Here is a 24,726-nt window from a genome sequence, read left to right as displayed (position 1 = left end):
AATACAAGACTTCAACGCATTTATTCAGTGTTTCAATGGGCGGTGGATGGCCGCCGGTTGTCATAACTAAGTCGCCTCGGTGAAGCGACTGAGGTATGAAAAAAGCCGCTGGTTAGGCGGCCTTGATGGTGATGTCATCTGAATCGAGTATTCCTGAAACGTCTACATGAGTTATCTTTATGCCCTCGCTGCCGTCCATTGGAGGCCAGCCTTCAACCCCTTCACCCTTCGACCAGTCGAACTCACTAACAACGCCGTAGGTGTTGTAGTTTTGGCTCAGCGCAATGAGCAGAGCCTCTTTTGCCAGCATGACCAGCACCGCATTCAAAACTGATCCTTGGCGCTCCAGTCGGTAATCGGCGTTCGACCAGAAATTGTTAATCTCATGCAGCTTTTCATCGGTCATTACGTCGTGGTCTATCTCAACCGTTAGCTCCGCCTTCCAGTCGTAGTCGACTGTGTATTTTTTAACGTTCCCCATCGCCTTACCCTCTGTCGTTACCCGCTGATGCGGGAGAAATGCTTTGGCGCTGGCTCCCCACAATGAAGCAGGGAAGGCCGTCGTCGCCTTGGTGAGCCATTACCTCACCAACTAGCTGATAACCGTCTGCCAGCCCAAAGCACTTCGCCACACTCTCGCAGTGGCCGCGCTCATGCCCTTGAGACTCCGTCGCTCATCGCCGCTCATAACCGGTGCGCGTCTGGCGTTCGCGCTGCTTTACCGGCATACCCTTTTCCTCGATTAACCCTCACCAGCGGTATGTCGCAGTTCGGACCTGCGTCTGGCTCTCATAGAGACTCGGGGCCACATCACTACTGCGGCTTGATTGCGCGGCCTGGCCGCTTTAGTGCTTCATTGGAATCACTCCTCTAAGTTGAATCAGCGCCAACTCCCTGCCAGTGTTGCCTGTTCTCACGCCGTTCTCGCTCTCGCGCGGGGATACTCTCTCACCGACCGGATCGCACCCGGTGATACAGCACGTTTCTCGTGTAAGGGTCTAAACAGGTCATTGACGCTGTAAATCTGCATGTTGTTAATGAGCAGGCTACTTGCTGTCCGCCGCTGGCTAACTTCGCTCAGCTGTCGATGTTTCGTTTCGATGGGTTAACAATACTAGCGGTATTAATATATAGCAATACCGCCAGTATTAATAAATCTTTGATTAATACTAAGAGTATGAATTTGATGTGATTTTATTTTTGTAAATACCAGTGCTACGCTTAAAAAAACAGCAGGAGGGATGTGCATGGTTCTGGATGAAGAGCGTATAAGCATGAAAATTCAGGCGATGGGGCGGGCGGTGATGGAATTGTCACTGGCTGATTTACCCATGACCCAGCAAAACATCATCGACAAGCTGGAGCAGTACCGGAAGGAAACAGGAAACGTGATAGGGAAGGGAGTGAACAGGGATGCGGCGGAGTTGGTGCGGAAGGGTAAATAAAAACCCGGCGCAGTGGCCGGGTGGTGGTGAAAAATACTATTTGGCATCCACTATAAATAGCCTATTTATTTGCCCTTTTTTCACAGTGGCCTTTGCAGTTATTGTGAATATGGATGATATGTCGCCCTTCGTTGAGATATAGGCGCTAAGGGCATTGAGGTAGGGGTTGTTCTTTTTGCTTGCAGCAGGATCACTGATTTCAGAAGTTATTCTCTTCTTCGAATCATCTCCTTCAAGTATGATCTTTGCTGTCATATTCTGTGCGTCAAACTCCGTAAGGTAAGCTCGATACTCTCTTAATCCTACAACCTCATCATCTTCAAGCTTGTCTATCTGCTCTTTATCCGCCGCGTCCACCTTTAAAAGACACCCATCTTTGTTAGTGGAAATGCTGATTTGATCACATGTGTTTCCAATCGGAGAAACGGCCTGCCGAACTGCGGGGCGAAGTTCTACAGCCATCTTATCAATCACTGAGATTAACTTATCGATGGTTCCAGAGTCCTTGTTACCTAGCGCCTCTATGGCCTTTTCGAGAACCTGCTGTAGAGCTTTCATTTCATCTTTCTTGTTCGAATTTCTCGCAAATATATATTGAAGTATCGCACCCAGTATAGTTGCGGCGATCCCTGAGAACAACTGATTCTGAGTAACGAAATTTAGCGCAGCTGATCCTACCCGCGTAATATGGACACAACCCTAAGCGAGGTTCTGGTTTTCAAATTGTTCCGGACTAAGACCGCCACAGGCACTGTGACGACGCCACCGATTGTAATCACACTCAATATAATTAAACACTGCTGTCCGCATGATTTCCCGGCTGACAAAGTCCTCTCCGTGGATACATTCCACCTTCAGCGTATGGAAGAAGCTTTCCGCACAGGCATTGTCGTAACAACAACCTCTGGCGCTCATACTCCCCCGCAGATTGTGGCGTTTCAGCAAGCTCTGGTAATCCGTTGAACAGTACTGACCGCCTCTGTCTGTATGCACGATGACGTTTTCCGGACGTTTACGCCGCCACAGCGCCATCTGTAACGCATCGCAGGCAAGTTGTGCTGTCATCCGTGAGGACATCGACCAGCCAATGACTGACCGCGACCACAGATCGATAACCACGGCCAGATAAAGCCAGCCTTCACCAGTGCGAAGATACGTGATGTCACCCACCCACTTCTGATTCGGGCCGCTGGCGTAAAAGTCCTGCTTCAGCAGATTCTCTGAGACTGGCAGACCATGTTCGCGGTAACTGACCGGACTGAACTTTCGTGAAGCTTTCGCCCGTAGCCCCTGACGACGCAGGCTGGCAGCCACGGTTTTCACGTTGAAGCGGTAACCCTGGGCACGAAGCTCATCCGTCAGGCGTGGCGCTCCATAGCGTTGTTTTGCGTCACTGAATGCTTCCCGGACGACGTTATCACAGACAAGGCGGAACTGCTGACGCCGGTTTACCTGATAACGACGCTGATGCCAGATGTACCAGCCACTACGGGTAACCTGAAGTACACGGCACATGGCTTTGATACTGAACTCAGCCTGATGTTTTTCGATGAAGACATACTTCATTTCAGGCGCTTCGCGAAGTATGTCGCGGCCTTTTGGAGAATGGCCAGTTCCTCATCCCGTTCTGCCAGTTGACGTTTCAGACGGGCGATCTCAGCGGACATTTCCTGCTCGCGTTCAGAAGAAGAGAACTGATTTTGCTGTTTGCTTCGCCAGTTGTAGAGCTGTGATTCATACAGGTTAAGTTCGCGGGCGGCAGCTGCCACCCCAATGCGTTCAGCCAGTTTCAGGGCTTCCTGACGAAATTCAGGAGTGTGCTGCTTGCGTGGCTTTTTGGTGGTTGATGTTGGTTTTGTCATGTGAGTCACCTCTGGTTGAGAGTTTACTCACTTAGTCGCGTGTCCACTATTGCTGGGTAAGATCACAGCTTCTAAAGTGAAGCAATTTGCCCTTGCCTCTCTCGCATATACCTTAACGTCTTGATATGTGGATATTTTGCTGTATTTCTGAGTGGCTGAAAATGATGCTGCTGTAGATAAAACTTTAGAGAATCCCTTTAGAGACTCCCCAAGGCAATTGAGATCAATTTCATGGTTTTCAGCGTCCTTACCGTCATATCTTAGTGATATCTTTATATCTTGTAATACCCCGTCATCCATAACTGCATCCTCAATTCATTGTCATTTGATCGTTCAGTTCACTCATCGGCTAAACCAGCCGCATCTTCGTCTCTACAGCAACACCGATAATTCGACAGTTACCATTCACCGCTACCAATGGCCACTGTGGATTTAAACCCTTCAGGTACTTCTGCGCACCGTCGATCACTAACTTCTTAAATGTTGCCTCGTTCGAATCGGATAGCTTTGCTATTACCAGACTGCCGTTGATTGCCTCGCGCCCAGTATCGAAGAGGACAAAGGTTCCTTCTGGGATGCTAAGACCCGCCGGTGCTGTCATTGAGTCACCATCAACCTGCAGCCAGAACGCCTCCCCCTGAATGTGAGCATCTGATTCAAGCCAAAGGTCTATATCCTTTAGGGTGTACGGCTCAACCGCTTCACACCAGGCGCCCGCCTGAACTTTGCTAATCACCGGATATTTTGAGCCAGGTGAATAATGCCCTGCGAAAGAAGTATTTTCCGACGCCACCGAGCTCATATCAGAGATATCCTTCGCAAGTGACGGGCTGAAATCAGAGACACTAATCCCAAGAAGCCTCGCAAAGACCGATGCTACCGCTGTATTTAAAGCGTTCCTTCCATTGAGATAATGGCCAACGGCACCTTGGGATATGTCCAGCGCGTCCGCAATGGATTGCTGAGTAATACCCAGTTCTTTTTTCTTCGCTTCGTAAAGGGCTTTTAAACGCTTTGAATCAGCCACTTGAGCGGGGGTGAGGATCTTTTTCTTTTCCATTTTCAGATATTAATACCAAAGCTCATATTTTTAAAATACCGGCGGTATTGATTTATCTAATACTTGTGGTATTGTTTTTGTATTAATGGTAAGGAGCAACGCTAAACATGAAAATTTCACTCGCCGAGTATGTCGACGAAGTTGGCCAGGTAAAAGCAGCTGATGCCATTGGTGTCCATCAAACGGCAATTAGCAAAGCGATCAGGGTCGGCCGTCAGATTTTCATCAACAAGCTTCCTACTGGCGAGGTTAAGGCGGTCGAGTACCGCGAATTTCCTCACAGTAAGAAACAGGAACATCAGGAATAGCAAATGCATTCACTTGCGTATCAACAAGGTAACAAATTTTCGCCAACGGCGATGATTTACCAGAATCGCCGGGAACCTGAATCCGCGGCGTTAAACATCGATGGGATCCGCGCAGCTGTTCGCGCCTGGGCAGCTGATTGCCGCAGCCGTGAATTTGTTGCGGCGCTGATTGTGGAAGAGTGGCGGTCAACCGGCGGAACCGGTCTGGATATCCCGACTGACTCGCACCGTCAGATGCAGAAAGTGTTTCGCTGGATCGATGGCGACACAGAGTACGCCGCCAACAACATTCGCCAGCTGGCGCCGGCAATCATGTCCGTCCTGCCGCTGGAGTATCGAAACCGCCTGGCGCCACAGAACGACACGATGTCGCTGATCGCCTCTGCGATGAAAGAGTGTGCCGAGGCTAAACAGGCCGTGCTGCTGGACGCTCCAGAGCATCAGAAGCTGAAAGAGGTAAGCGAGGGTATAGCGTCGCTGTTCCGCCTCATGCCGGAGCAGGTGGGGCCGCTGATGACGATGGTTACATCGATGCTGGGGGCCATGTGAGAACTACAGAAATGGAGAAAGCCGGTCTGCGCGAACAGAGCCGACTTTCTGGTGCAACAAACGCTAGTCAATTGCGAGGTCATTATGACAAACGCTAATCCAAAACGCCAGGCGCAGGAGGTTTAACTGTGTCGAACGTCGCTTACGCAAATTTCGCGGCGCATTCCGCCGCCAGGAGCAACCGGATGGAGAACCAGAAAACCGGATTCATCCCGTTGTACCGGAGTGTTCTTAAGCAAACCTGGTCGAAGGACGTCTTCCTGCGCACGCTGTGGGAAAACCTGCTGCTGTGTGCTGCTCGCCAGCCATATACAGCAAACTTCAAGGGGCGCAAATGGCCGCTGCAAACCGGACAACTGGTCACCACCTCAGCCGATCTCGGGCTGAATTTATGCGACAGGGAAGGGAAGCCATGCAGTCGCCACGCCGTAGACAGGATGCTTGATGTTTTCGAGCGTGAAGGGATGATTTCTCGCTCCGGAGAGAAGCGAAAGGGCTCTGTGATAACCATCACAAATTACGCTGAATATGCTCAAAAAATGGACGATTTACCCGAGCGTATCACCGCGCATATCTCCGCGCTTAATGCCGAGCATGGCGAATCCAGTAATGGCGCGGCTTCGGAAGGTTATGCCGCGCATAACGGAGCGCATTTACCCGAGCGTTTCACCGAGAATCATGAACAACAATGTAATAACAACAATAAAAACATTAAAAGATCTTCGTCCGAGAATTCTGACGAATCCTCTGACGCACGTCTGAAGAAATTTTTATCAGCTCATCCAGAAGCTGCGGTTTACACCCCATCCGGTGCGAAGTGGGGATCGGCTGAAGACCTCGAGATCGCTAAGTGGATTTCCTCCAGGGTGAAGCTGATTAACCCAACCTGCAAAGCCCCGGACATGACCTCCTGGTCTAACACCGTTCGCCTGATGCGCCAGATAGACAACCGGTCGCACCAGGACATCTGCGCGCTGTATGACTGGGCAAGCAAACACCACTTCTGGCAGACCAACATCCTGAGCCCGGAAAGCCTGCGTAAGCAGTGGGACAAACTGACAATGCAGCGTAATTCTGGAGGCGAGCAGCGCGCAGCTAAGCCGGATCTGGACTTCAACAACACTGACTGGGCCTATGAGGTGATTCGATGAAATCTCTTGCAGAGCAGATGCGTAACCACGACCGCGAGCAGATGAGCCGCATGGCCCACAACCTGCCAGAGCAGTACCAGGAGCGGGCGCCGGTCGAGCAGGTGGCTCAGGTATTCAACAAGCTGTTCAACGAGCTGCGCGCCGCGTTCCCGGCCAGCATGGCGAACTTCCGCAGTCAGGACGACCTGAACGAATTCCGCCGTCAGTGGCTGCTGGCGTTTCAGGAGAACGGGATCCACTCAATGGCCCAAGTCGATGCTGGTATGCGCATTGCCCGCCGCCAGGAGCGTCCATTCCTGCCGTCGCCGGGCCAGTTCGTAGCATGGTGCAAACAGAGCGGCGGGGTGCTGGGCGTAAACGTTGACCAGGTGATCGCCGAATACTGGGACTGGCGTAACCGCTCGTTCGAGTTCACTTCCAGTGAGCAATTCCCCTGGTCCCAGCCGGTCATGTACCACATCTGCGTTGAGTTGCGCCACCGCAGCACAGAGCGCCAGTTGACTCATGGTGAACTGGCACACGAGGCGGGCGATCTGCTGGACATGTGGGAGAAGCGCGTCACCGAGGGTAAGCCAGTGCCGCCGGTACGCCGGGCGATTGCCGCACCGGCTGCCGAGCATGGGCCAACGCCGATCCAGCTGCTGCTGGCGAAGTACAACCGCAACAAGTCTAACGGGATGGTGTGACATGACCATAACAATTCGTGGGCAGATTCTTGCAGCCCTGCGTAATAACCCGGGCCTGAATAGTGCTCGCATTGCCACCATGATCGGCATGACCACCAAAAAGATTTCCGGCCCGTTAAGTACGTTGTTTGCAGGCGGCCTGATCGAGTTCGAAGGAAAGCACGGCCAGCGGCTTTATCGGCTGACCAGCTACGGAATGAAATACGCACCGGAAACCATCCCTGCCATGCCGAAGGGTAATTCGAAGCTGGTGCAGCGCACAGAGACAAACGTGATCTGCCAGGAGTGCCGGAACAGTCCGGCGATGAAGCGAGTATTGATGGTTTGGGGGAGGGTAGGGGTATGAAAATTTACATCGCTGGACCTATGACGGGTTATGAAAATTACAACCGTCCTATGTTTAACGCAGTAGCACAGCAGATGTTATCAGGTGGTCATGTGGCATTAAATCCGGCCACGCTCCCGGATGGTTTATCTCAGCGTGAGTATATGGACATCTGCCTGGCGATGCTTCGCTGCGCCGACGCCATTCACATGCTGCATGGGTGGCAAGAGTCGGAAGGTGCCGTCGCTGAGCATGCCATGGCTAAAAAGTTGGGAATTAAAATTTCTTACCAATTTGAAGGAGCCGCCCAATGAGCAACATCGACAAACAGGCGCTGCGTGCTGATGCGCTGGAAGCAACGGGTGGTAGTTGGGTTAGAGAATCTGGTGAAGGCTGGGAGGCAATTTGTTGCGATGATGACCAGGGAAACGCCGGTTTTATCATTGCAGAGTTCCAGGGTGAAAATGCTACAGCCAATCGAAAATTTGTGCAGTCTGCCAACCCCGCCACCGTGCTGGCGCTGCTGGATGAACTGGAAGCCAAAGACAAGAGCATCAGCTTCCTGAAAAACCAACTCGCGCAGCTGGCAAACTTCAATCCTGATTGGGACAAGCTGGAAGCAGCAACTGACAGCCTCCGTGAGCACATGGCAGAACTCACAGCGGCACGCAAACGGATTGCTGAGCTATCACACCACCTGCAAAACGCGCACGAATTTATCGAGCATACAGAGGCATTCGGTCATGAAGCATCAAACGGGATTCTGTGTTGCGGCGATGCGCAGTGGAATATCGATGCTTCTAAGTCAGCGCTGTCCGCTTCTGGCTTCAACGGGGAGGTCTGATATGGCTCTTACCAAAAAGCAGCGCGCAGAACTGCGAGAAAAATTCGGCGGTCGCTGTGCGTATTGTGGCTGTGTACTCCCTGAAAAGGGCTGGCATGCGGACCATGTGGAAGCGGTGCTGCGCAAATCAGAGCAGTGTATGAAGGCTGCTGCGAAAGGCATCTTCAAACTAAAGGCGACGGGTGAATATTACAGACCAGAGGCTGAAAGACTGGACAACCTATTCCCGGCATGTGCGCCCTGCAACCTGCTGAAAACGTCCTATTCGCTGGAAATGTTCAGAAAGCAGGTGTCTCTCCAGGTGGATCGCGGGCGCAAAAGCAGCATCAATTTCCGCACGGCAGAGCGATTCGGCCTCATCGAGACAGTAGAAAAGCCAGTGGTGTTCTGGTTCGAACAGTACGAGGGGAGGACTAACCCATGACATTCACCAAAGAGCAGTTGATCGCCGCAGCTGTTGGGCGAATTGAAATGGCGGAAGAGGCACTCGCCAATGATTTGGTCCCTCTCGCCCGCCACACATTTGAAATTGATTTGGAGCTGGCGCGTATCGCGCTGGCATCACTCGAAGCGGAGGCTGTTGGCGAGGTTGTCCTCGGTGAGTTTGACGATGCCGGATGCCACCCGGATGCAAGGGTGGCGTGCATAGCCGCTGATGGTCAGGCTGACTGGGAGAATTTCAAAGATGGCACTCGGTTATACACCGCCCCGCCAGCGCAGGTATCTGTGCCTGATGCTATTCATTCTCAAGGCGAAAAGTCAGCCTCTGATGATTACTACGCGCTCGTCTGGAACGCCTGCCGCGCCGCCATGCTTCAGGGTGCCGATGGCAACGCTCCGGCGCACTTCCGTAGCCGACCAGCGCAAAGCAGCCTCTCTCCGGCGCAAGGCGGCAACTCTCCGGTGATTCCGGATGGTTGGGTGCTGGTGCCAGAAGAACCCACCCATGAAATGCTTGAGGCTGGTGATGAACAATTCGGAACTTATGATGTGTATCGCCGGATGGTAGCAGCATCACCGCAGCAGAAGTGATCTATAATCCCCTCAAATAACCGAGGGGGTTTTATGTCTAACGAAGAAATGACTCCAGCAGAAAAATATAAAGCTTCAATGAAAAGACATAAAAAGTTATGGAGGAAATCACAAATTGCAAATGCGAAACGGTTTGATGCTGGAGAGGTTGAATCTGTTGATGGTTTTAGATCTCCTTATGAGACCAGAAAGAAGAGAGGGAGGACTGCTGACTAATGTCTGACTGGAATATTGCTGCAAAGCCGCAGGAAGAGCGCGATAAGGTTAATGTTGACCTGGCGGCGTCCGGAGTGGCGTACAAAGAGCGCCTGAATATGCCGGTTATCGCAGACCAAGTAGCGCGTGAGCAACCAGAGCATCTACGCGAGTATTTCATGGAGCGCGTGCGATACTACCGCGAGCAGAGCATAAAGTTGCCGCTGGCATCCGATCCGCGTTATATCGAGATGGCCAGCCAGAACGAGAAAAAATAACTTAAGGGGATTTATGAGCCCAGACTCATGGAGTGCTATCGCTGGTTGCGCCTCTGCCGTCGCTGCTGGCATCAGTCTTTTTGTTACATGGAAAGGAATTAATTTTCAGAAGCAAGCATTTAGAGAAACATTAAGAAGAAATATTCAGGATGCACTCACTTATCAGGCCGAGAGGGCAAATTTATCTTCTACGGGGAAAAGTGACGCTGAATGGACTTTCCCGCAATTTGCGAACATTATTCTCGCCATCGATACGGCGAGAAATATGGTATCTCGTATGGATAAAAACGCAGGAATGAGCAAGGAAGAAGCGGGCGAATTTTTCTTAGAGCGGCTGAACCATAATATCGTAACCTCATTTAGAAACGGATCTCCACCTGATGGGGCCTTTCAAAGCAAAGGTCCTATATCGGAGATTCGTGAATTAGTTGCGCTATGGAATGCTAATGCCCATTTTCTGGGTTTTAGAGATGTGAATTTTAACCCTGACCTTTGATTTTCTACAATCAACCCGCCATAATCATGTCATCGGAGCCTGAACAACTCCGGTGACTTCTGCGCATTTAAGGGGACTTAAATGCGACCACAATCTGAACTCCTCACCTTGTCACAGATGCAGAAATGCACCTGCGATTTTCTGCATTCTGCGGTTTCCGTTAAGGAGGCCGTATGACTCTGCCCGTAGACGGCATCAAACTCCATCGCGGTAACTTCGCGGCCATAGGCCAGCAGATTCAGCCATTGTTGGATGCAGGGCAATGCTTCCGCCTTCAGGTTAAGCCATGGCGCGAGAAGCGCAGCCTGTCGCAGAACGCGCTCAGCCACATGTGGTACACGGAAATTAGCGAGTACCTGATCGCGCGCGGCAAGACCTTCGCTACGCCTGAGTGGGTCAAAGACGCGATGAAGCACACCTATCTCGGCTACGAAAGCAAGGACAGGGTAGACGTCGTGTCCGGCGAGGTCACCACGGTTCAATCTCTCCGCCATACGTCAGAGCTGGAAACTGGCGAGATGTACATCTTCCTGTGCAAAGTAGAAGCCTGGGCGATGAATATCGGCTGCCACCTGACCATCCCGCAGAGCTGCGAGTACCAGCAACTGCGCGATAAGCAGGAGGCCTGATGTCTACTCCGCTTTCTCGCGTCATCACCAACGAAATATTCCGCGTTCCGGCGCGCCGCCAGCGCAAGCCCGTGGTTAATCCGTCCGACATCCCGACACTGAAAGGCTACACCGCCCGCCTGGTGGATCAGAAATGGCTGCGTCTCGCGGCACGGAGGGCGCATGGCTAATTTATGCAAGGCGGCGCGCGGCCGCGAATGTCAGGTGCGGATCCCCGGCGTATGCAACGGCAATCCTGAAACCTCAGTACTGGCTCACATTCGTCTTGCTGGTCTCTGCGGGACCGGAATCAAGCCGCCTGACCTGATCGCCACCATCGCATGCAGCAGTTGCCACGACGAGATTGATCGCCGCACCCGTCTGGTAGATGCGGAATATGCAAAGGAGTGCGCGCTGGAAGGCATGGCTCGCACGCAGGTCATCTGGCTTAAAGAGGGGCTCGTAAAAGCATGAATGAATACCGCATTAGCCTCCCATGGCCTCCGAGCAACAACCGCTACTACCGACATAACCGCGGGCGCACGCACATCAGCGCAGAAGGGCAGGCGTACCGCGACAGCGTCGGCAGAATCATCAAAGACTCAATGCTGGATATTGGCCTTGCAACACCCGTGAAAATCCGTATCGAGTGCCACATGCCGGATCGCCGCCGCCGGGACCTGGATAACTTGCAAAAGGCTGCCTTCGACGCCCTGACGAAATCTGGGTTCTGGCTCGATGACCAGCAGGTCGACTATTACAGCGTGAAGAGGATGCCAATCGTCAAAGGCGGCAGGCTTGAACTGACCATCACCGAACTGGAGGCCGAATGAACCACACAGACTTCCTGCGGTATCAGGCCGAAAGCGTTAAGCGCGCCAGCATGCCGCCAGTAGCAAAGCACAGCCAGACCAATACCAATCAGCCACATAAGGAAGCCGCATGAACAGTCAGCAACTGGAATACGTACGTCAGCAGCTTATTGTGGCGACCGCAGATCTGAGCGGGGCTACGAAAGGGCAGCTGGTAGCTTTCGCCGAGAACGCGCAATTCAGCGCGACTGCGCGCAGCAGGGGACGGAAAAAGGTATTCGACAAAGATAAGCAGCGCATGGTCAACCCGGACGGCCCGCCGATGAGCGGTAGCCAGTCCCGCGCAAAGGGCTCATCCATCGCGCTGGTGGGCCCGGTTGAGTTCGTGACCGCATCCTGGCGCCGGGCTGTCCTGTCGCTGGATGACCACCAGAAAGCTTGGCTGCTGTGGAACTACAGCGAAAATATCCGCTTTGAGTACCAGGTAGCGATCACTCAGTGGGCGTGGGCAGAGTTCCTGGAGCAGCTCGGCGCGAAGAAAGTGGCCGGCAAGACGATGGAACGCCTGAAGAAACTGATATTGCTGGCGGCGCAGGACGTCAAAGCGGAGCTAGCAGGGCGTGAGACGTACGAATATCAGGCCCTGGCAGAACTGGCAGGTGTGGCTAAATCCACATGGACAGAGACATATCTGCCTCACTGGCTGGCAATGCGTAACAACTTTAAGCGGCTCGATAGCGGTGCGCTTATCTCTGTAACGCGATCACGTTCACAACAAAAGGCGACAAATTTAGATGTAAGTCTTGCAAAACCGAACTGAAACGCATATATTTCATGTAAATCTGATATCGTCGCCATAGCTTTGTAGGTCGACAAAAAATTACAAGCCTCGCCATCGTGCGGGGCTTTTTCGTTTCAGGGTCAGAAGCACAGCGGTTGTGCGTTCGGCTGTTAACCGAATGGTCGAAGGTTCGAATCCTTCCTGTCCCGCCAATTCTGCATCTGTCGTAGTTTGGGAATTACGTCTGGCTTCCAACCAGAAGATGCGGGTTCGATCCCCGCCAGATGCTCCAAATGCGCCGGTCTAGTTCAGTGGCAGAACGGCAGCCTTGTAAGCTGCGCGTCAGAGGTTCGATTCCTTTGCCCGGCACCAGAACCCACTACCTGGGACCCTTCGGCCAGAGAGCCGACATTGCCTTACCCTCATCTTCCCGGCCTGTCGCCGGGTTTTTTTATTCAGGCCGCAGACAATCAATTCCAGATGCCCCGTAGCAATCGTGTCTGACGGCCTTTTCCCACTACACGAACAGCACCCGCTAACTACGCGAGGTGAGAGCATGTATCGCATGGAAAAAATAACCACTGGTGCTGCCTATGGCGCTTCAGCCGGGAGCATCCTAAACGGCATGCTTAATGCCTACAGCCCCGAGCAGTGGAACGCTATCGGCGTGCTGGTGGGTATCATCATTGCCGTACTGACGTATCTGACGAATCTCTATTTCAAGATCCGCGAAGACAACCGCCGCAGCAGGAGCCGAGATGAACCCAACGTTGAGGAATAAGCTGGTGGGTGCCATCGTTGGCGGATCCGGAGCCATCACCATTGCTGCAGTAATGCTTGGCAATGCAGATGGACTGGAAGGGCGGCGCTATTACGCCTATCAGGATGTGGTCGGCGTCTGGACTGTTTGCGATGGGCACACCGGTGCTGACATCCGCCGCGGTCACCGCTACACAGATAAAGAATGCGACACCCTGCTGAAGGCAGATCTGCGAAAGGTGGCAAACGCCATCGATCCGCTGATTAAGGTTCGTATCCCTGAGACCACCAGGGCGGCGCTTTACTCGTTCACCTATAACGTGGGCGCTGGCGCGTTCGGCAAATCCACGCTGCTGAAAAAACTGAACTCCGGTGATGTAGCTGGTGCCTGCAAAGAACTGCAGCGCTGGACGTATGCAGGTGGCAAGCAGTGGAAGGGGCTTATTACCCGACGCGAGATTGAGCGTGAAGTATGCGAATGGAGCCAAAAATGAGAGTGGCATTACTGGTAGCTTTATTCATGCTTACGGCCTGTGATCGTGGCCCTGAGCCAGCAAAATCAACAATGGCTGTTTCCTCTCAACTGTCCTCTGACGCAGACCGCATTAAGGTGACCAAAATGTCAGAGTTCAGGGACACCCTGGCTTACGATAACTGGCGTGGCGTATACCTCATTCAGGATCAGCAAACCGGGAAGGAATACATCGGCATAAGTGGTATCGGCATTTCAGAAGTAGGTTCGCATACTCAACTGGTAGGAAAAGTTCAGCAATCCGTAAGGGATGAGCGATGAGCCGATTAACATCCATCATTTGCGCTGTCGTTATCTGCCTTCTCGTTTCCATGGCCTGGGCGATTAACCACTACCGCGACAACGCCATCGCTTATAAAGACCAGCGCGATAAAGCCACTGAGAAACTCAGCCTGGCTAACGCCACCATAAAAGACATGCAGATCCGCCAGCGTGATGTCGCTGCACTGGATGCCAAATACACGAAGGAACTCGCCGATGCGAAAGCTGAGAATGATGCTCTGCAGCGCAAGCTTGATAATGGTGGTCGGGTGCTCGTCAAAGGACGCTGTCCTGTGCCAGCCTCAACCGAAGCCTCCGGCACCTCCAGCTTGGGCCATGATGCCACCGTCGAACTCTCTGACGTTGCTGGACGAAACGTTCTCGGTATCCGATCCGGAATTAAGCAAGACCAGTCAGCCCTGAGAGTTCTGCAGGAATACATCAATACTCAGTTCTTGAAATAGAGCCTCATCCCTGAGGTTCTGACACAGTCTCTCCTCTGGACTTTAACCGTAGCAGAATCACAGAGCCTCGCATCGGCGGGGCTTTTTTGTATCTGAATTTCACCGCGCATCTCACGCGCACTTCACCACTCAGAACCTTTCAGGATGACCCTTGAGGATGCCGGCTGGCTGTCGGAGCCTCTGAGGGCCGGATTTCCTGTGAGACAAGGTTCATCACTAAAAGGTAATTACCGACATGACAAAACAAACCGTGAATGTCTACGGCATTTCTGTCCGGGTTGACTCCGCAGGGAGATATAACCTGAACGATCTGCATGCAGCAGCCGTTTCCAATGGTGAGGCGACAGAATCACAGAGGCCGAATAAATTCATACGAAGTGCGGCGGTAAAGCGCTTTGTTTCTGCACTGGATTCCAGAGGACAAAAATGTCGTCTGGAAGAAAATCAATCACTTAACATTGTGAATGGTGGTGTTAACCAAGGCGTCTGGGCTGCCGAGTTGTTAGCTATTCGCTATGCGGCATGGATTAGGCCTGAATTTGAAATCCGCGTTTATGAAACATTCCGGGAGGCGGTACTCAGCGGAATCAACAATATGTCTCGCCTCAATCGGCTTGACCTGCTGATCGCCAATGAGACTAAAGAGGTCAGCGCCTGCGCCAGAGCTATGAATAAATGGGGTGTAGGTGGTAGGAAGAAGCTACTTAACTGCGCACGTGAGAGGATTGTCAGCCAGATGGATCCTGATATGGTCGAGTTGATGGAAGCCAAAGCGTCTTAATTTACATCCCATACACCAGGGTTTGTAGCTAAGATCTACTTTCACAACGGCTCTTCGTTACGAGGTCAATCTCTTTTGTAACCAATAAGTGTTTTATAAGGGCTTAGCGAGTTATCTATTTTCTGTTATAAAATGCCTCTTTAACTGTAAAAAGGGGCTCTAAAATGGCAAATGAAGGTCAAAAATGTACTTTCCCAATTCACGGGGCAAGAGAGGAAGGCACATTCTTACAATTCGCTCCAATCGAAACTTACGACGATTCTAATCAGCTCCACACACCAGTGAAAGCATTAGTTGAGCGGGAAAATGGACAGGTTTTAGTGCTTAACCCTCAAAGTATTACTTTCGTTAAGTAATACATAATTTTTTAAGAACCGCCTCCCATGGCGGTTTTTTTATTTCTATTAAAAGCTCATCTACGGGTGGGCTTGATAATGCCGTAGCGTTTTAAAAGCGCAAGGCTGATTGCCAGGCAAAGTGTTCTGACAATCTGGTTGATGGATGGCGCGTAAGCAATGGCTAAAGAAATAATAAATTCTGAGAACATGTAACCTCCTATAGAAACGAGGGAGGCGAATTCCTCTCTCTATAGTGGTCTCTAATTATTTTGCTGCGGATCCCTTCCATCAGGAGTGGTCTTTAATGCAGAAATCACTTTGTCCAACATGTTGGACTTCACAAGCGGATAAAGAGGCTATCAATGTCCGACATCTACCAAATCACGCTAACCACCCAAACAGGCGAAACCTTCACGGGCAAGATGTCACGACGTCAGCCTGAGCTGGTTAACGGCTTTGTGCCGCTGGCGACAGAAACGGGCCAATGGCTGTATTTCGCTCCTGCCGATGTGAAGCGCGTGGAGTTCACGCCAGTATCGGCAGAGGAAGCACCGGCAGAGACTGAGGAGTCCGCATCATGAAGAGCGCATTTATCCCGGTTACCCTGAGTCTGGATGTTTCAGCGGCGGGAGAAGAGGCTCAGGTCGTAGCCAAAGAGCTACTGCGCCGCACTAACGGACTTAGCCCGCGCATCTCTGAAGACGAGGCGCTTCGAATCCTGCTGGTAGACGTGACCCGCGATTACCTAAAGGCCAAGGGAAAGGCAGAACAAACGACGGAGTAACCAATGAGCAAACCAGATTGGGAGGCCATTGAATCGGCTTACCGGGCTGGTTCATTGTCAGTAAGGGCCATCGGGGAAAAGCATGGCGTTAACCACGCCACCATCCTAAAGAGAGCAAACAAAGAAGGGTGGCAGCGCGATCTGACAGAAAAGGTCAGGGCGGCAACGAAAGCCAAGGTAACCAAGTCGGTAACCAAAGAAGGTAACCAGTCACTAGTGGTTACTGATGAGCAGATTATTGACCGGGCATCCGATGAGGCGGCCGCTGTAGTCATGGCTCATCGGGAAAGTTTGGCGGCATGGCGCGGCATCACCAATAAGCTCCGCGACTTCCTCGAAGACGCAGAAATTACGGAAGACAATCACGCCTCAATGTCTCGCTCGATCACTGCCGGTGTCGATGCTCAGATAAAAGTGATAAACGCTGAGCGTAAGGCGTATAACCTCGACACCGAGGAAGGCAATAAGACGGTTGATGACCTGTCTAACCTGATGGATTCACTGTCTCAGGGGGCGTAATGAAACCTGAGCATCTCAAGCTGCTGGCCGACAAAGACTGGCGGCTTAACAATCTCTACTGGATCACCGACAAAGAGGGTAAGCCAACGCGCTTCAGGATGACGCCTGAGCAGCGTGAATACTTTGAGGGGATCCACACCCGCAACATCATTCTGAAAGCTCGCCAGCTCGGTTTCACAACTGAAGTGTGCATCATCCAGCTCGACGCAGCCCTGTTCGAGTCGGCTAAATGCGCGCTGATCGCCCATACGCTGAATGACGCAAAGCGCCTGTTCCGCGAAAAGGTGAAGTACGCATACGACAAGCTGCCAGCAGAGATAAAGGCGGCCAACCCGGCGAGCAATGACTCGTCTGGTGAGCTGGTCTTTAAGAAGGGCGGCTCGCTATACGTCAGCACGTCGTTTCGTGGTGGTACGCTGCGCTACCTTCACGTTTCCGAGTTTGGAAAGATATGCGCCAAGTATCCGGACAAAGCCCGTGAGATCGTCACTGGTGCGTTTGAGGCGGTATCGACGGGATGCTTCGCTACTATCGAGAGCACGGCAGAGGGACGGGCGGGTTACTTCTTTGATTACTGCCAGATGGCAGAGAAAGCGTTGCTACAGGGCAAGCACTTATCCGCGCTGGACTGGAAGTTTTTCTTCTTCTCCTGGTGGAAGAACCCGCAATACGCAATCGACCCGGTTGAAACGCTGCCGGTGCGCCTGCTTGAGTACTTCGCTGAAATGGAGGCTAAGCACGGCGTAATCGTCAATGAGCGCCAGAAAGCCTGGTACTACGCCAAAGAGAAAACGCTCGGCGACGACATGAAGCGCGAATACCCGACCATTCCGGCCGAGGCGTTCCAGCAGTCTGTCGAGGGCGCGTATTACGCAAAACAGTTCCGCTGGCTCTACACCAATAAGAGGATCGGCCAAATCCCTGATAACTCGCACCTCCCGGTACACACGTTCTGGGATATCGGTGTGGGTGACTCCACGGCGATCTGGTTCGTTCGCGAGGTTGGCGAAGAGTTCCATATCATCGACTACTACGAAAACTCTGGTGAAGGCCTGCGGCACTACATGAAGGTGCTGAAGGATAGGGGTTATGAGTACGGTGAGCACTGGGGGCCGCACGACATCGATAATCGTGAATTCGGTGCTGACGCCAAATCCCGCAGAGAACTTGCCCGTGAAGGGTATGAAATCGACGGGCAGGTTTACAGCATGACATTCCAGGTGGTGCCAAAAGTCGGAGTTGATACCGGCATTGAGTCGGTGCGTGAAATTCTCCCATCCTGTGTTTTCGATGAAGAGAAATGCGCTGAAGGCATTTCCCACCTTGAGGGATATCGCAAGGAGTGGGATGTCAAGCGCGGCTGCTGGAAAGATAAGCCACTTCATGACTTCACATCACACGGCGCCGATGGCTTTCGCTACTTTGCGGTAGCGAAGAATAACCATAAACAGGTTGGAGCTATCTTCTTCACATAAGGAAAACTCAGTGAGTAACACTACAGAAATGCAAGTCCTCGCTGGGCTCATTGTGAACAGCCTTAACGAGGTTGGGCGCGCGCGCCAATTGTATGCATCAGGGCTTGGGAAGTCCGGTAACACGAAGCGTCACCATCTGTGGTGCGAATTTGGTTACCCGGAGAGACTCGACTTCGACCACTTCTACAACATGTATGAGCGTAACGGCGCGGCGTTCGGCGCGGTGCATAAGTTGCTCGATGCATGCTGGACCGATACCCCGGTGATCGTCGACGGCGATGAGACGAAGAAGTCGAAGAAGTCGACGCCGTGGGAAAAGAAAGTCACCAAGCTCATGAAGAAGCATTGGGCGAAAGTGAAGGATGCAGATCGGCGCAACCTGGTCGGGCATTACTCAGCACTTATCCTCCAGTTTGCAGACAGCAAGGAGTGGTGGGAGCCAGTCGATCGTAGCGTGATGCGTAATTCTCGCGAGCGCGGCCTGGTCAAGATGATCCCCGCATGGGAAGCGCAGGTTAAACCCGGTGAGCTTGAGCAGGACCAAAAGTCTCCAGACTACGGCATGCCGAAGTTCTACTATTTCCAGGAACAGCAGGTCGGCGATAACGGAAATATTCCCGGGCCGATGCGGTCTATTAAGATCCACCCTGAGCGCATCATCATGTTTTGCGAAGGGTCAGAAGACGAGACTTCGCTGGCTGGCATTCCTTTCTTACGTGCTGGTTATAACGATCTGCTCGACATGGCAAAGACCTCCGGTGGTAGTGCCGAGGGCTTCCTGAAAAACGCCAGCAGGCAGCTCGGCATTAACATGTCGAAGGATACAAACCTCAAGACCATTATCGAAGAGGCGAAGAAAGCTGGTTACTCAGGACTGGCTGAGGCGCTGAACGCCGCCATCCAGAAACTGAACTCAGGTACTGACTCGGCACTGGTTACTCAGGACGGAGAGGCTAAGGTTCTGTCTGTGGCTGCTGCCGACCCGAGCCCTACATGGACGGTCAGTGCAAATCAGTTCTCTTCATCCGTACAGATACCTTTCACCATTACTTTTGGTCAACAAACGGGCCGCCTGGCCTCCGATCAAGATAAGAACGACTTTGCTAAGCGTTGTAATGGACGTCGTGCTGGATTCCAGACTGGCCGTGTAACCGCTGTTATCGAACGCCTATGGACCGTGGAAGTTATCGAACCACCTAAATCTGGCGAAATCACGTTAACCTGGCCTGATCTGCTCGCTCCAAGTGAGAAAGAGAAGATTGCCAACATGAAGGAAATGGCTGCGGTGGCGAAGGATACCCAGCAAGCCTACGGCACACCGGCTGTTGATGAGAACGAGGTCAGGGAAGCGGGAGAACTTGAGCCGCGTGATGATATTAAGCCGCCTGACCCAAATAAAAAGGTAACGACCGATGATCCTCTTTCCGATGACACCGGAGCAAAAGACGAAAGTCGGGACACCGGTAGTTCCGCGCAGCAAGGTTGACCCGACCCGTTCGGCAAAGCAGGTTACCGCGATGTTCCGGGATATCGAGGAACGGTATCTCGGCATCAAGCGCGCACTGAAAGCTCTGTTCGACCAGCGCCTGACCGGGCGAGAGCGTGAGGTAAACAGCCATAACTGGCATTTCATGTGCCACGACCACGACCACGACCACGGCGCGGATATGCGGCTCTACCAGGTCAACGCCGGAAAGTTTATCTACGACATGTCGGCGCAGGAACTGGCGGACCTGCTGGAAGCAGTGCAGGCCATTCTCGACGATTACCTGTTGGATGGTGGCGAGAAAAACCTCTGGGCGATGGATTATGTCGTCGCAGAAGCGCAGCGCGGCACGCTGGAGGCATTCAACAACCTCTCGCAGCAGTCACAGGTGTACGCCAGCCAGACGACGCTACAGCAGCTTTTAAGCAGTCCCGGTTATCTAAACCAGATATCGGCGGCCAGGCTGACAACGTTCAGTGACTGGAAGGTCATCAGCGACACCGCCCGCGGCGACCTGACCAACATCATCACCGATGCGGTAGCGCGCGGCGTGAATCCTCGCGAGACGGCCAGCGTCATCAGTAAGCGCCTCGATGTGTCTATGTCGAAGGCGAAGAACATCGCTCAGACCGAGCAGGTCGGCGCGCTGCGTGAAGCTCAATGGAATGAGACGGACTGGGCTTCCGAGAGGCTCGGGCTGAATACTGGTCTTCTCCATCTATCTGCGCTGAAGCCTACCACTAGGACAACGCACGCATTCTGGCATGGAAAGGTCAGAACCGTGCAAGAGGTGCGCGACTGGTATGCAGTAGATGGTAACAAATACCACTGCTACTGCGGCCAGATTCCGGTGCTGCTCAACGACGACGGCAGCATTTTCAATGAAGGGCTGGAGGAGAAGTTGAAAAAAGAGCGTCAGCAGTGGAAAGCTGATTCTGATTAGTGCTAAATAGCATAATCATTTTTCATGGTCTTAAGTTGATGAGCATTATACCTCAGGAAGTTGGTTCATATATTCTAACCCTAATTGGCCCGATAACTATTGGGGTTGCGGTTGCTTGGTTTACTGCAAGTTTCGCTTTAAAGCGCTTTCACAATGAAAAGTGGTGGGAGAAGAAACATAAGGCTTATGGGGATCTTGTAGATATCCTTATTGAGATGAAAGCCATATACCATGCAGCGTCAAACCATTACGAAAGAATATATAGAGCTGAGCAAACACTGTCTGAAGTTCCAGATTATTATTTCGATTGGGATCAGTTTCATGAATTAAAGAAGCAATTGAGGCGCTCGTACGTTTTAGCTCCAATATCTTTAAGTGAAACAACTAAAGAGCATCTAACTTGGTTTTTTACGTTGGACGCTAATTCTGATGAGATGATACATGAGGAAAATTATCCTGAGCAGGCGGCTTATAACGATATGGCTCTTGAGGTAGATAATCTGATTGAGTTGATTGTTGACGATGCTAAACATGAACTTAACTTTAAGTGAATAAGATAGAACTATGAACCCGCTCCGGCGGGTTTTTTATTGCCTGAAATCCACCAATGAGGACGCAGCGTGAGCATTCCCGTACCTGATGAAGCACCGAAAGATATTAATCACGGTCGCCTGTTCACTGAGGCGCAAATCAGAGCCGCTTTCGTGAAGTGGTGCGACGACTATAAGCACAACCCTGGTGCTTACCAGGAAGGTGAATCCACCGACGGAGAGGCTTGTGCTGATTACCTGATTCAGGTGATGACCGAAAACTCCCACTAACGAGGACCCAGCATGAAACGCAACCGCGTCAACGTGCTGACCGTCGTCAACTCCGCTTCAAACATCACCACTAAAACCATCGACGGCAAGCCACATATCGTGGTTCGCGGCATCACGCCTGTCGTGGACGATATTGTGATGAACCGGAAGTTGTACCCGGCAGCAGAAATCGAAAAGGCCTACAACACGCTCGAGCGTAACCCGATGCCGCTGGGCCACCCTAAAGTGGACGGTAAGCATGTGTCGGCGCGGGATGTCCGGGCGGTGAACGAGTACCACGTCGGGGCCTGGCTACAGAACGTCAGCCACAAAGACGGGAAGGTGACGGGCGATATGTACGTTAACCGCCAGTACGCCGAATCCAGCGATAAGGGCAAACGCCTGATCAACCGCCTGGATGAGATGCTGGCCGGTACCAACTCCGACCCGATCCACATCTCCACCGGCCTGCTGTATTCCGGCATCGCCGCAAATGGCGAGTCAAAGGGAAAAAAGTACAACGAGATCGCCACAAACATGATGTTTGACCATGTTGCTGTGCTGCTCGATGAGCCTGGCGCCGGTACGCCGGAGGAGGGCGTGGGCATCTTCGTAAACGCCGAAGGTGACGAACTTGAAATCGAGGTCGTCAATCTCGAAGAGTCCAATAACCCAGACCCGCAAGACCCCGCTTTCAAATCATTTTTCAACCAGCTAAAGGCGTTTTTCGGCGCCAACAGCGATTCAACCCAGAAGGAAACAGACCCGATGAAAGAGCTCATCGTTAATGCGCTGAAGGCCAAAGGTAAATCGGTTGACGGTAAAACCGATGCCGAACTGATGGACGCATACAACCAGATGCTGGCAGAAAACGCCGACAGCAAAGAAGAAACGCCTGAAGAGAAGTCCGCACGTGAGAAGAAAGAGGCGGATGACAAGAAGGATAAAGAGCAGACCACCAACAGCGAAGAGATGCCAGCGTGGGCTAAGGCACTTACCGACCAGGTAACTGCTTTGAATAGCCAGATCAATGCCAACGCAGAAAGCGAGAAGGGCAACATGCGTGCTGCTGTGAAAGCCAAGTTTGGCATGACAGATATCGCTGTGAACGCACTGGACGGCGAGCCCCTGAAAGAGCTGTTCGCACAGTGCCAGACCTCAACCGGCCTGAACGGTGCATTCCGCCATCAGGCTACTAATACCCAATCAGTCAGCGAAATGCCGGAGTAAAAAATGGCTAAAGACGGAAAGCATATTATCCACGCCGGCGGCGTGTTCCCTAATCCGCTGCTTAACCGTGAAGGCGCAGCTGCGGCATCAACCCCTCCTGGAACCATTGGCTTCTTCAGCGCAACGGACAAATTCACGGCCTCAGTTGATGGTAATGAAGCTGCAATTCTCTACGTGGCCAACAAAGACTATCTGCGCTGCCTGTCAGTGGACGACGCTATCCCGGCTGGAGAGCTTGTCGTAGGTATTCAACCTCTGCCGGGCATGTTCCTGAACGTTCGTGCCGCAGCCGGCACCTACACCAAGGGACAAGCGCTCTCTATTGCAAACGGTCGAGTCAAAGTGGCTGCTGGCGATGAGTCAGTGCGCTGCTACGTCGAGGAAGACAAATCATACACAGCGGCGGCAGGCGATCTGCTTCGTGTCGTAATCAAATAAGGAGCGGATATGTTTGTATTCTCCAAGTCTATCGGTGAAAAGACCGGTAACCTCGCGGTAAATCAGGCGCAATGGCGTGCACTCGAAATTGAGCGAAACGCCAGTGCTCAGGCAGCAGCAGATTTTCTGGCGCGGACTCAGTTCCGTGGCGATGCAGAAAATGCTCCTTATCTCGATGCGGTGAATGCAGTTGACGATATTCGTCGCCTGTATCGCGCTTTCGACACAACTGTTCTTCAGCAGTTCGAGCCGAATACCGAGTTCACTCTGCTGAACGATCTGATGCCGCTTTCTCGCTCCGTTCGAATTGAGCAGTCTCGTTACGATTACGCTCGTACCGGTGGCCGCGGCTGGGCTCATACTTCCATGTCCGGTCAGGTTGGTGCGGCGCTGGATGCTCGCAGCTATTCCTTCGATGGCACCATGGTTCCTATCCACGATTCGGGCTTTAAGTTCGAATGGCGTGATCCAATCTTCAACAGCCCGCAGGCATTGCAGTCGCAGTCGGATGCTCAGCGTGGTTCTGTAGAAGATGTACAGCGTCGTTACGTTGACTACATTTTCAACGGCTTCCGCGATAAGGCTGGCAACTTTGCAGTATTCGACGGCCTTACCTGGAAAGGGCTGCGTGACGATGAGCGTGTAGCACAGATCGACCTTGGCGCTTCCGGCCTTAATATCGACTTCACCTCTGGCACCGCAACGTCTCAGGCTATCCGATCTGGGGCAATCGCGCTGCGTGATCAGATGCGTCGCGTAAACAATCAGTATGCAGAGCAGACTTGGTATGTATCCGGCGAAATCATCTCCAACCTGGAACGCTACTTCTCCGACAACTTTCAGTCCGGAACGATCATGGATGAAATCCTGAAGCTGACCGGCGTTGCGGCGATTAAAGAAGACAGCCAACTGTCAGGTAACGAAATCGTCATCGTTCCGCTGTCTGCTGGCGTCATTGCTCCAATCGTCGGCCAGGCTATCGGTACCGTTGCATCTCCGCGTCCTGAGTACAACAGCGACTACATCTGGCGCACCTGGGGTGCAATGGGGTTGATGGTCAAGCAGGACATCAACAACAAATACTCCGTAATTCACGCATCAAGCTAAGGATAAATCATGGCACTGGTAGAAATCGTGGCAAGCAACCTGCACGCCGGTGCCAACCTCCGCAAGCTGGAGGTTGGTTCAGTGGTGGATGTGGACGATGCAACAGCTGAGCGCTGGATCAGCACTGGCAAGGCGAAGGAGACCGACAAGAAGAAAGGCGAGAAGCTTACCTTCGAAGTGGCTACTCCTTCCGCTCCTGCGGCAGATCTGACGGCCCTTCAAAAGCAACTCGCCGACGCAGTGGAGCAGAACCAAAAGCTAATCGCCGATGGTGAAGCTAAAGACAAGGCTCACGCCGACACACTGGCAGCAGAAACCAAACGCGCTGACGAAGCCGAAGCGGCACTGGCGGAAGCAATCAAGAAGGCGAAATAACC

At 52.4% G+C, this 24,726-nt stretch carries 41 protein-coding genes and 3 tRNA genes; 40 read left to right on the top strand and 4 right to left on the bottom strand.

What is annotated here, in order from left to right:
- Positions 1-112: 112 nt before the first annotated feature.
- On the bottom strand, positions 113-481 hold the full coding sequence (locus tag KTH07_RS09700) for a DUF2528 family protein (RefSeq protein ID WP_032667220.1): 369 nt from the start codon (positions 479-481) through the stop codon (positions 113-115).
- 766 nt (positions 482-1,247) lie between these two features.
- Between KTH07_RS09700 and KTH07_RS09695 the strand changes: the two genes are divergently transcribed.
- Positions 1,248-1,445, top strand: coding sequence for a hypothetical protein (locus KTH07_RS09695; protein ID WP_059444910.1), 198 nt, complete (start codon positions 1,248-1,250; stop codon positions 1,443-1,445).
- 36 nt (positions 1,446-1,481) lie between these two features.
- Here the strand turns inward: KTH07_RS09695 and KTH07_RS09690 are convergent, their stop codons facing one another.
- The 3 genes from KTH07_RS09690 to KTH07_RS09680 form a co-directional block, all read right to left on the bottom strand.
- Positions 1,482-2,003, bottom strand: a complete 522-nt coding sequence (locus KTH07_RS09690; RefSeq protein WP_075606770.1) for a hypothetical protein — start codon at positions 2,001-2,003, stop codon at positions 1,482-1,484.
- A 141-nt stretch (positions 2,004-2,144) separates the two neighbouring features.
- Positions 2,145-3,307 (bottom strand): IS3 family transposase gene (locus KTH07_RS09685; protein ID WP_100249791.1). Its coding sequence is split into 2 segments (ribosomal slippage): positions 2,145-3,046 and positions 3,046-3,307, totalling 1,164 coding nucleotides; the frame shifts between segments, so codons are not numbered across the junction.
- 349 nt (positions 3,308-3,656) lie between these two features.
- The gene (locus tag KTH07_RS09680) at positions 3,657-4,367 is read right to left on the bottom strand and encodes a LexA family transcriptional regulator (RefSeq protein ID WP_023303585.1); all 711 of its coding nucleotides are present in this window, start codon (positions 4,365-4,367) and stop codon (positions 3,657-3,659) included.
- Between the two features lie 107 nt (positions 4,368-4,474).
- On the opposite strand from KTH07_RS09680, the gene KTH07_RS09675 reads away from it, so the two are divergent.
- The 39 genes from KTH07_RS09675 (at position 4,475) to KTH07_RS09490 (ending at position 24,724) form a co-directional block, all read left to right on the top strand.
- Positions 4,475-4,675, top strand: a complete 201-nt coding sequence (locus tag KTH07_RS09675; protein ID WP_006176184.1) for a Cro/CI family transcriptional regulator — start codon at positions 4,475-4,477, stop codon at positions 4,673-4,675.
- 3 nt (positions 4,676-4,678) lie between these two features.
- Entirely contained in the window at positions 4,679-5,224 is a 546-nt protein-coding gene (locus KTH07_RS09670) for a toxin YdaT family protein (RefSeq protein WP_063161924.1), read from the top strand.
- Between the two features lie 185 nt (positions 5,225-5,409).
- Positions 5,410-6,375 carry a replication protein gene (locus tag KTH07_RS09665; protein WP_059444907.1) on the top strand — a complete coding sequence of 322 codons (966 nt, stop codon included), beginning with the start codon at positions 5,410-5,412 and terminating at the stop codon, positions 6,373-6,375.
- Positions 6,372-7,061: a replication protein P gene (locus KTH07_RS09660; RefSeq protein WP_063161923.1), complete on the top strand. Its 690-nt coding sequence runs from the start codon at positions 6,372-6,374 to the stop codon at positions 7,059-7,061. Before KTH07_RS09665 ends, KTH07_RS09660 begins: the two co-directional genes overlap by 4 nt.
- A 1-nt stretch (position 7,062) precedes the next feature.
- Complete coding sequence (locus tag KTH07_RS09655; protein WP_063161922.1) at positions 7,063-7,407, top strand: helix-turn-helix transcriptional regulator; 345 nt, start codon at positions 7,063-7,065, stop codon at positions 7,405-7,407.
- Positions 7,404-7,700: a DUF4406 domain-containing protein gene (locus KTH07_RS09650; RefSeq protein ID WP_017693170.1), complete on the top strand. Its 297-nt coding sequence runs from the start codon at positions 7,404-7,406 to the stop codon at positions 7,698-7,700. The genes KTH07_RS09655 and KTH07_RS09650 overlap by 4 nt, the downstream gene beginning before the upstream one ends.
- Positions 7,697-8,230 (top strand): ead/Ea22-like family protein, encoded by a 534-nt coding sequence (locus KTH07_RS09645; RefSeq protein ID WP_063161921.1) that lies wholly within the window; start codon positions 7,697-7,699, stop codon positions 8,228-8,230. The genes KTH07_RS09650 and KTH07_RS09645 overlap by 4 nt, the downstream gene beginning before the upstream one ends.
- Before the next feature lies 1 nt (position 8,231).
- The gene (locus tag KTH07_RS09640) at positions 8,232-8,654 is read left to right on the top strand and encodes an HNH endonuclease (protein WP_063161920.1); all 423 of its coding nucleotides are present in this window, start codon (positions 8,232-8,234) and stop codon (positions 8,652-8,654) included.
- On the top strand, positions 8,651-9,262 hold the full coding sequence (locus KTH07_RS23470) for a hypothetical protein (RefSeq protein WP_063161919.1): 612 nt from the start codon (positions 8,651-8,653) through the stop codon (positions 9,260-9,262). Before KTH07_RS09640 ends, KTH07_RS23470 begins: the two co-directional genes overlap by 4 nt.
- 33 nt (positions 9,263-9,295) lie before the next feature.
- A complete protein-coding gene (locus KTH07_RS09630) occupies positions 9,296-9,478 on the top strand; it encodes a hypothetical protein (RefSeq protein ID WP_063161918.1) in 183 nt (60 codons plus the stop codon).
- Positions 9,478-9,735: a DNA polymerase III subunit theta gene (locus tag KTH07_RS09625; RefSeq protein ID WP_059509570.1), complete on the top strand. Its 258-nt coding sequence runs from the start codon at positions 9,478-9,480 to the stop codon at positions 9,733-9,735. The genes KTH07_RS09630 and KTH07_RS09625 overlap by 1 nt, the downstream gene beginning before the upstream one ends.
- Before the next feature lie 13 nt (positions 9,736-9,748).
- Positions 9,749-10,231: a hypothetical protein gene (locus KTH07_RS09620; RefSeq protein WP_063161917.1), complete on the top strand. Its 483-nt coding sequence runs from the start codon at positions 9,749-9,751 to the stop codon at positions 10,229-10,231.
- A gap of 173 nt (positions 10,232-10,404) precedes the next feature.
- A complete protein-coding gene (locus tag KTH07_RS09615; protein WP_032104836.1) occupies positions 10,405-10,860 on the top strand; it encodes a YbcN family protein in 456 nt (151 codons plus the stop codon).
- Complete coding sequence (locus KTH07_RS09610; RefSeq protein WP_047731075.1) at positions 10,860-11,030, top strand: NinE family protein; 171 nt, start codon at positions 10,860-10,862, stop codon at positions 11,028-11,030. The genes KTH07_RS09615 and KTH07_RS09610 overlap by 1 nt, the downstream gene beginning before the upstream one ends.
- Positions 11,023-11,313: a DUF1364 domain-containing protein gene (locus KTH07_RS09605; protein ID WP_015964709.1), complete on the top strand. Its 291-nt coding sequence runs from the start codon at positions 11,023-11,025 to the stop codon at positions 11,311-11,313. Before KTH07_RS09610 ends, KTH07_RS09605 begins: the two co-directional genes overlap by 8 nt.
- Positions 11,310-11,672 carry a crossover junction endodeoxyribonuclease RusA gene (rusA, locus tag KTH07_RS09600; protein ID WP_060578461.1) on the top strand — a complete coding sequence of 121 codons (363 nt, stop codon included), beginning with the start codon at positions 11,310-11,312 and terminating at the stop codon, positions 11,670-11,672. Before KTH07_RS09605 ends, rusA begins: the two co-directional genes overlap by 4 nt.
- Positions 11,669-11,785 (top strand): hypothetical protein, encoded by a 117-nt coding sequence (locus KTH07_RS23465; RefSeq protein ID WP_100249779.1) that lies wholly within the window; start codon positions 11,669-11,671, stop codon positions 11,783-11,785. The genes rusA and KTH07_RS23465 overlap by 4 nt, the downstream gene beginning before the upstream one ends.
- Complete coding sequence (locus KTH07_RS09595; protein WP_063161915.1) at positions 11,782-12,471, top strand: bacteriophage antitermination protein Q; 690 nt, start codon at positions 11,782-11,784, stop codon at positions 12,469-12,471. Before KTH07_RS23465 ends, KTH07_RS09595 begins: the two co-directional genes overlap by 4 nt.
- Before the next feature lie 98 nt (positions 12,472-12,569).
- Positions 12,570-12,644, top strand: a tRNA-Asn gene (locus KTH07_RS09590).
- Between the two features lie 5 nt (positions 12,645-12,649).
- A tRNA-Gly gene (locus tag KTH07_RS09585) sits at positions 12,650-12,724 on the top strand.
- A 5-nt stretch (positions 12,725-12,729) separates the two neighbouring features.
- Positions 12,730-12,804 (top strand) — tRNA-Thr (locus tag KTH07_RS09580).
- A 184-nt stretch (positions 12,805-12,988) separates the two neighbouring features.
- Positions 12,989-13,213 (top strand): class II holin family protein, encoded by a 225-nt coding sequence (locus KTH07_RS09575; RefSeq protein ID WP_023622516.1) that lies wholly within the window; start codon positions 12,989-12,991, stop codon positions 13,211-13,213.
- Positions 13,191-13,685, top strand: coding sequence for a lysozyme (locus tag KTH07_RS09570; protein WP_063161914.1), 495 nt, complete (start codon positions 13,191-13,193; stop codon positions 13,683-13,685). The genes KTH07_RS09575 and KTH07_RS09570 overlap by 23 nt, the downstream gene beginning before the upstream one ends.
- A complete protein-coding gene (locus KTH07_RS09565; protein ID WP_045622350.1) occupies positions 13,682-13,984 on the top strand; it encodes a hypothetical protein in 303 nt (100 codons plus the stop codon). Before KTH07_RS09570 ends, KTH07_RS09565 begins: the two co-directional genes overlap by 4 nt.
- Complete coding sequence (locus tag KTH07_RS09560; protein WP_075607019.1) at positions 13,981-14,448, top strand: lysis protein; 468 nt, start codon at positions 13,981-13,983, stop codon at positions 14,446-14,448. The genes KTH07_RS09565 and KTH07_RS09560 overlap by 4 nt, the downstream gene beginning before the upstream one ends.
- A 235-nt stretch (positions 14,449-14,683) precedes the next feature.
- The gene (locus KTH07_RS09555) at positions 14,684-15,229 is read left to right on the top strand and encodes a KilA-N domain-containing protein (protein ID WP_063161912.1); all 546 of its coding nucleotides are present in this window, start codon (positions 14,684-14,686) and stop codon (positions 15,227-15,229) included.
- 164 nt (positions 15,230-15,393) lie between these two features.
- Positions 15,394-15,585, top strand: coding sequence for a hypothetical protein (locus KTH07_RS09550; RefSeq protein WP_032634152.1), 192 nt, complete (start codon positions 15,394-15,396; stop codon positions 15,583-15,585).
- Between the two features lie 344 nt (positions 15,586-15,929).
- A complete protein-coding gene (locus KTH07_RS09545; RefSeq protein ID WP_063161911.1) occupies positions 15,930-16,148 on the top strand; it encodes a hypothetical protein in 219 nt (72 codons plus the stop codon).
- Complete coding sequence (locus KTH07_RS09540) at positions 16,145-16,351, top strand: hypothetical protein (RefSeq protein ID WP_063161910.1); 207 nt, start codon at positions 16,145-16,147, stop codon at positions 16,349-16,351. Before KTH07_RS09545 ends, KTH07_RS09540 begins: the two co-directional genes overlap by 4 nt.
- A gap of 3 nt (positions 16,352-16,354) precedes the next feature.
- Positions 16,355-16,870 (top strand): hypothetical protein, encoded by a 516-nt coding sequence (locus tag KTH07_RS09535; protein WP_063161909.1) that lies wholly within the window; start codon positions 16,355-16,357, stop codon positions 16,868-16,870.
- On the top strand, positions 16,870-18,345 hold the full coding sequence (locus KTH07_RS09530; RefSeq protein WP_063161908.1) for a hypothetical protein: 1,476 nt from the start codon (positions 16,870-16,872) through the stop codon (positions 18,343-18,345). The genes KTH07_RS09535 and KTH07_RS09530 overlap by 1 nt, the downstream gene beginning before the upstream one ends.
- A gap of 28 nt (positions 18,346-18,373) precedes the next feature.
- Positions 18,374-19,831, top strand: coding sequence for a DUF1073 domain-containing protein (locus KTH07_RS09525; protein WP_045332063.1), 1,458 nt, complete (start codon positions 18,374-18,376; stop codon positions 19,829-19,831).
- Positions 19,758-20,774 carry a phage minor head protein gene (locus tag KTH07_RS09520; RefSeq protein ID WP_074147557.1) on the top strand — a complete coding sequence of 339 codons (1,017 nt, stop codon included), beginning with the start codon at positions 19,758-19,760 and terminating at the stop codon, positions 20,772-20,774. The genes KTH07_RS09525 and KTH07_RS09520 overlap by 74 nt, the downstream gene beginning before the upstream one ends.
- 38 nt (positions 20,775-20,812) lie before the next feature.
- Positions 20,813-21,325: a hypothetical protein gene (locus KTH07_RS09515; protein ID WP_126530051.1), complete on the top strand. Its 513-nt coding sequence runs from the start codon at positions 20,813-20,815 to the stop codon at positions 21,323-21,325.
- A gap of 69 nt (positions 21,326-21,394) precedes the next feature.
- Positions 21,395-21,595: a hypothetical protein gene (locus KTH07_RS09510; protein ID WP_045332059.1), complete on the top strand. Its 201-nt coding sequence runs from the start codon at positions 21,395-21,397 to the stop codon at positions 21,593-21,595.
- Between the two features lie 12 nt (positions 21,596-21,607).
- On the top strand, positions 21,608-22,804 hold the full coding sequence (locus KTH07_RS09505) for a DUF2213 domain-containing protein (RefSeq protein ID WP_045332055.1): 1,197 nt from the start codon (positions 21,608-21,610) through the stop codon (positions 22,802-22,804).
- A 3-nt stretch (positions 22,805-22,807) separates the two neighbouring features.
- Positions 22,808-23,242, top strand: coding sequence for a hypothetical protein (locus KTH07_RS09500; protein WP_045332052.1), 435 nt, complete (start codon positions 22,808-22,810; stop codon positions 23,240-23,242).
- A gap of 9 nt (positions 23,243-23,251) precedes the next feature.
- On the top strand, positions 23,252-24,349 hold the full coding sequence (locus KTH07_RS09495; protein WP_045332050.1) for a major capsid protein: 1,098 nt from the start codon (positions 23,252-23,254) through the stop codon (positions 24,347-24,349).
- Positions 24,350-24,358: 9 nt separating this feature from the next.
- Complete coding sequence (locus tag KTH07_RS09490; RefSeq protein ID WP_063161906.1) at positions 24,359-24,724, top strand: hypothetical protein; 366 nt, start codon at positions 24,359-24,361, stop codon at positions 24,722-24,724.
- Positions 24,725-24,726: the final 2 nt, after the last annotated feature.

Origin of the sequence: Enterobacter cloacae complex sp. ECL72 (genome assembly GCF_019056635.1) — a bacterium.
GTDB lineage: Bacteria > Pseudomonadota > Gammaproteobacteria > Enterobacterales > Enterobacteriaceae > Enterobacter > Enterobacter hormaechei_C.
Note: the sequence above shows the minus strand (reverse complement) of the source record. Positions and strands in the feature narration are given on the sequence as shown.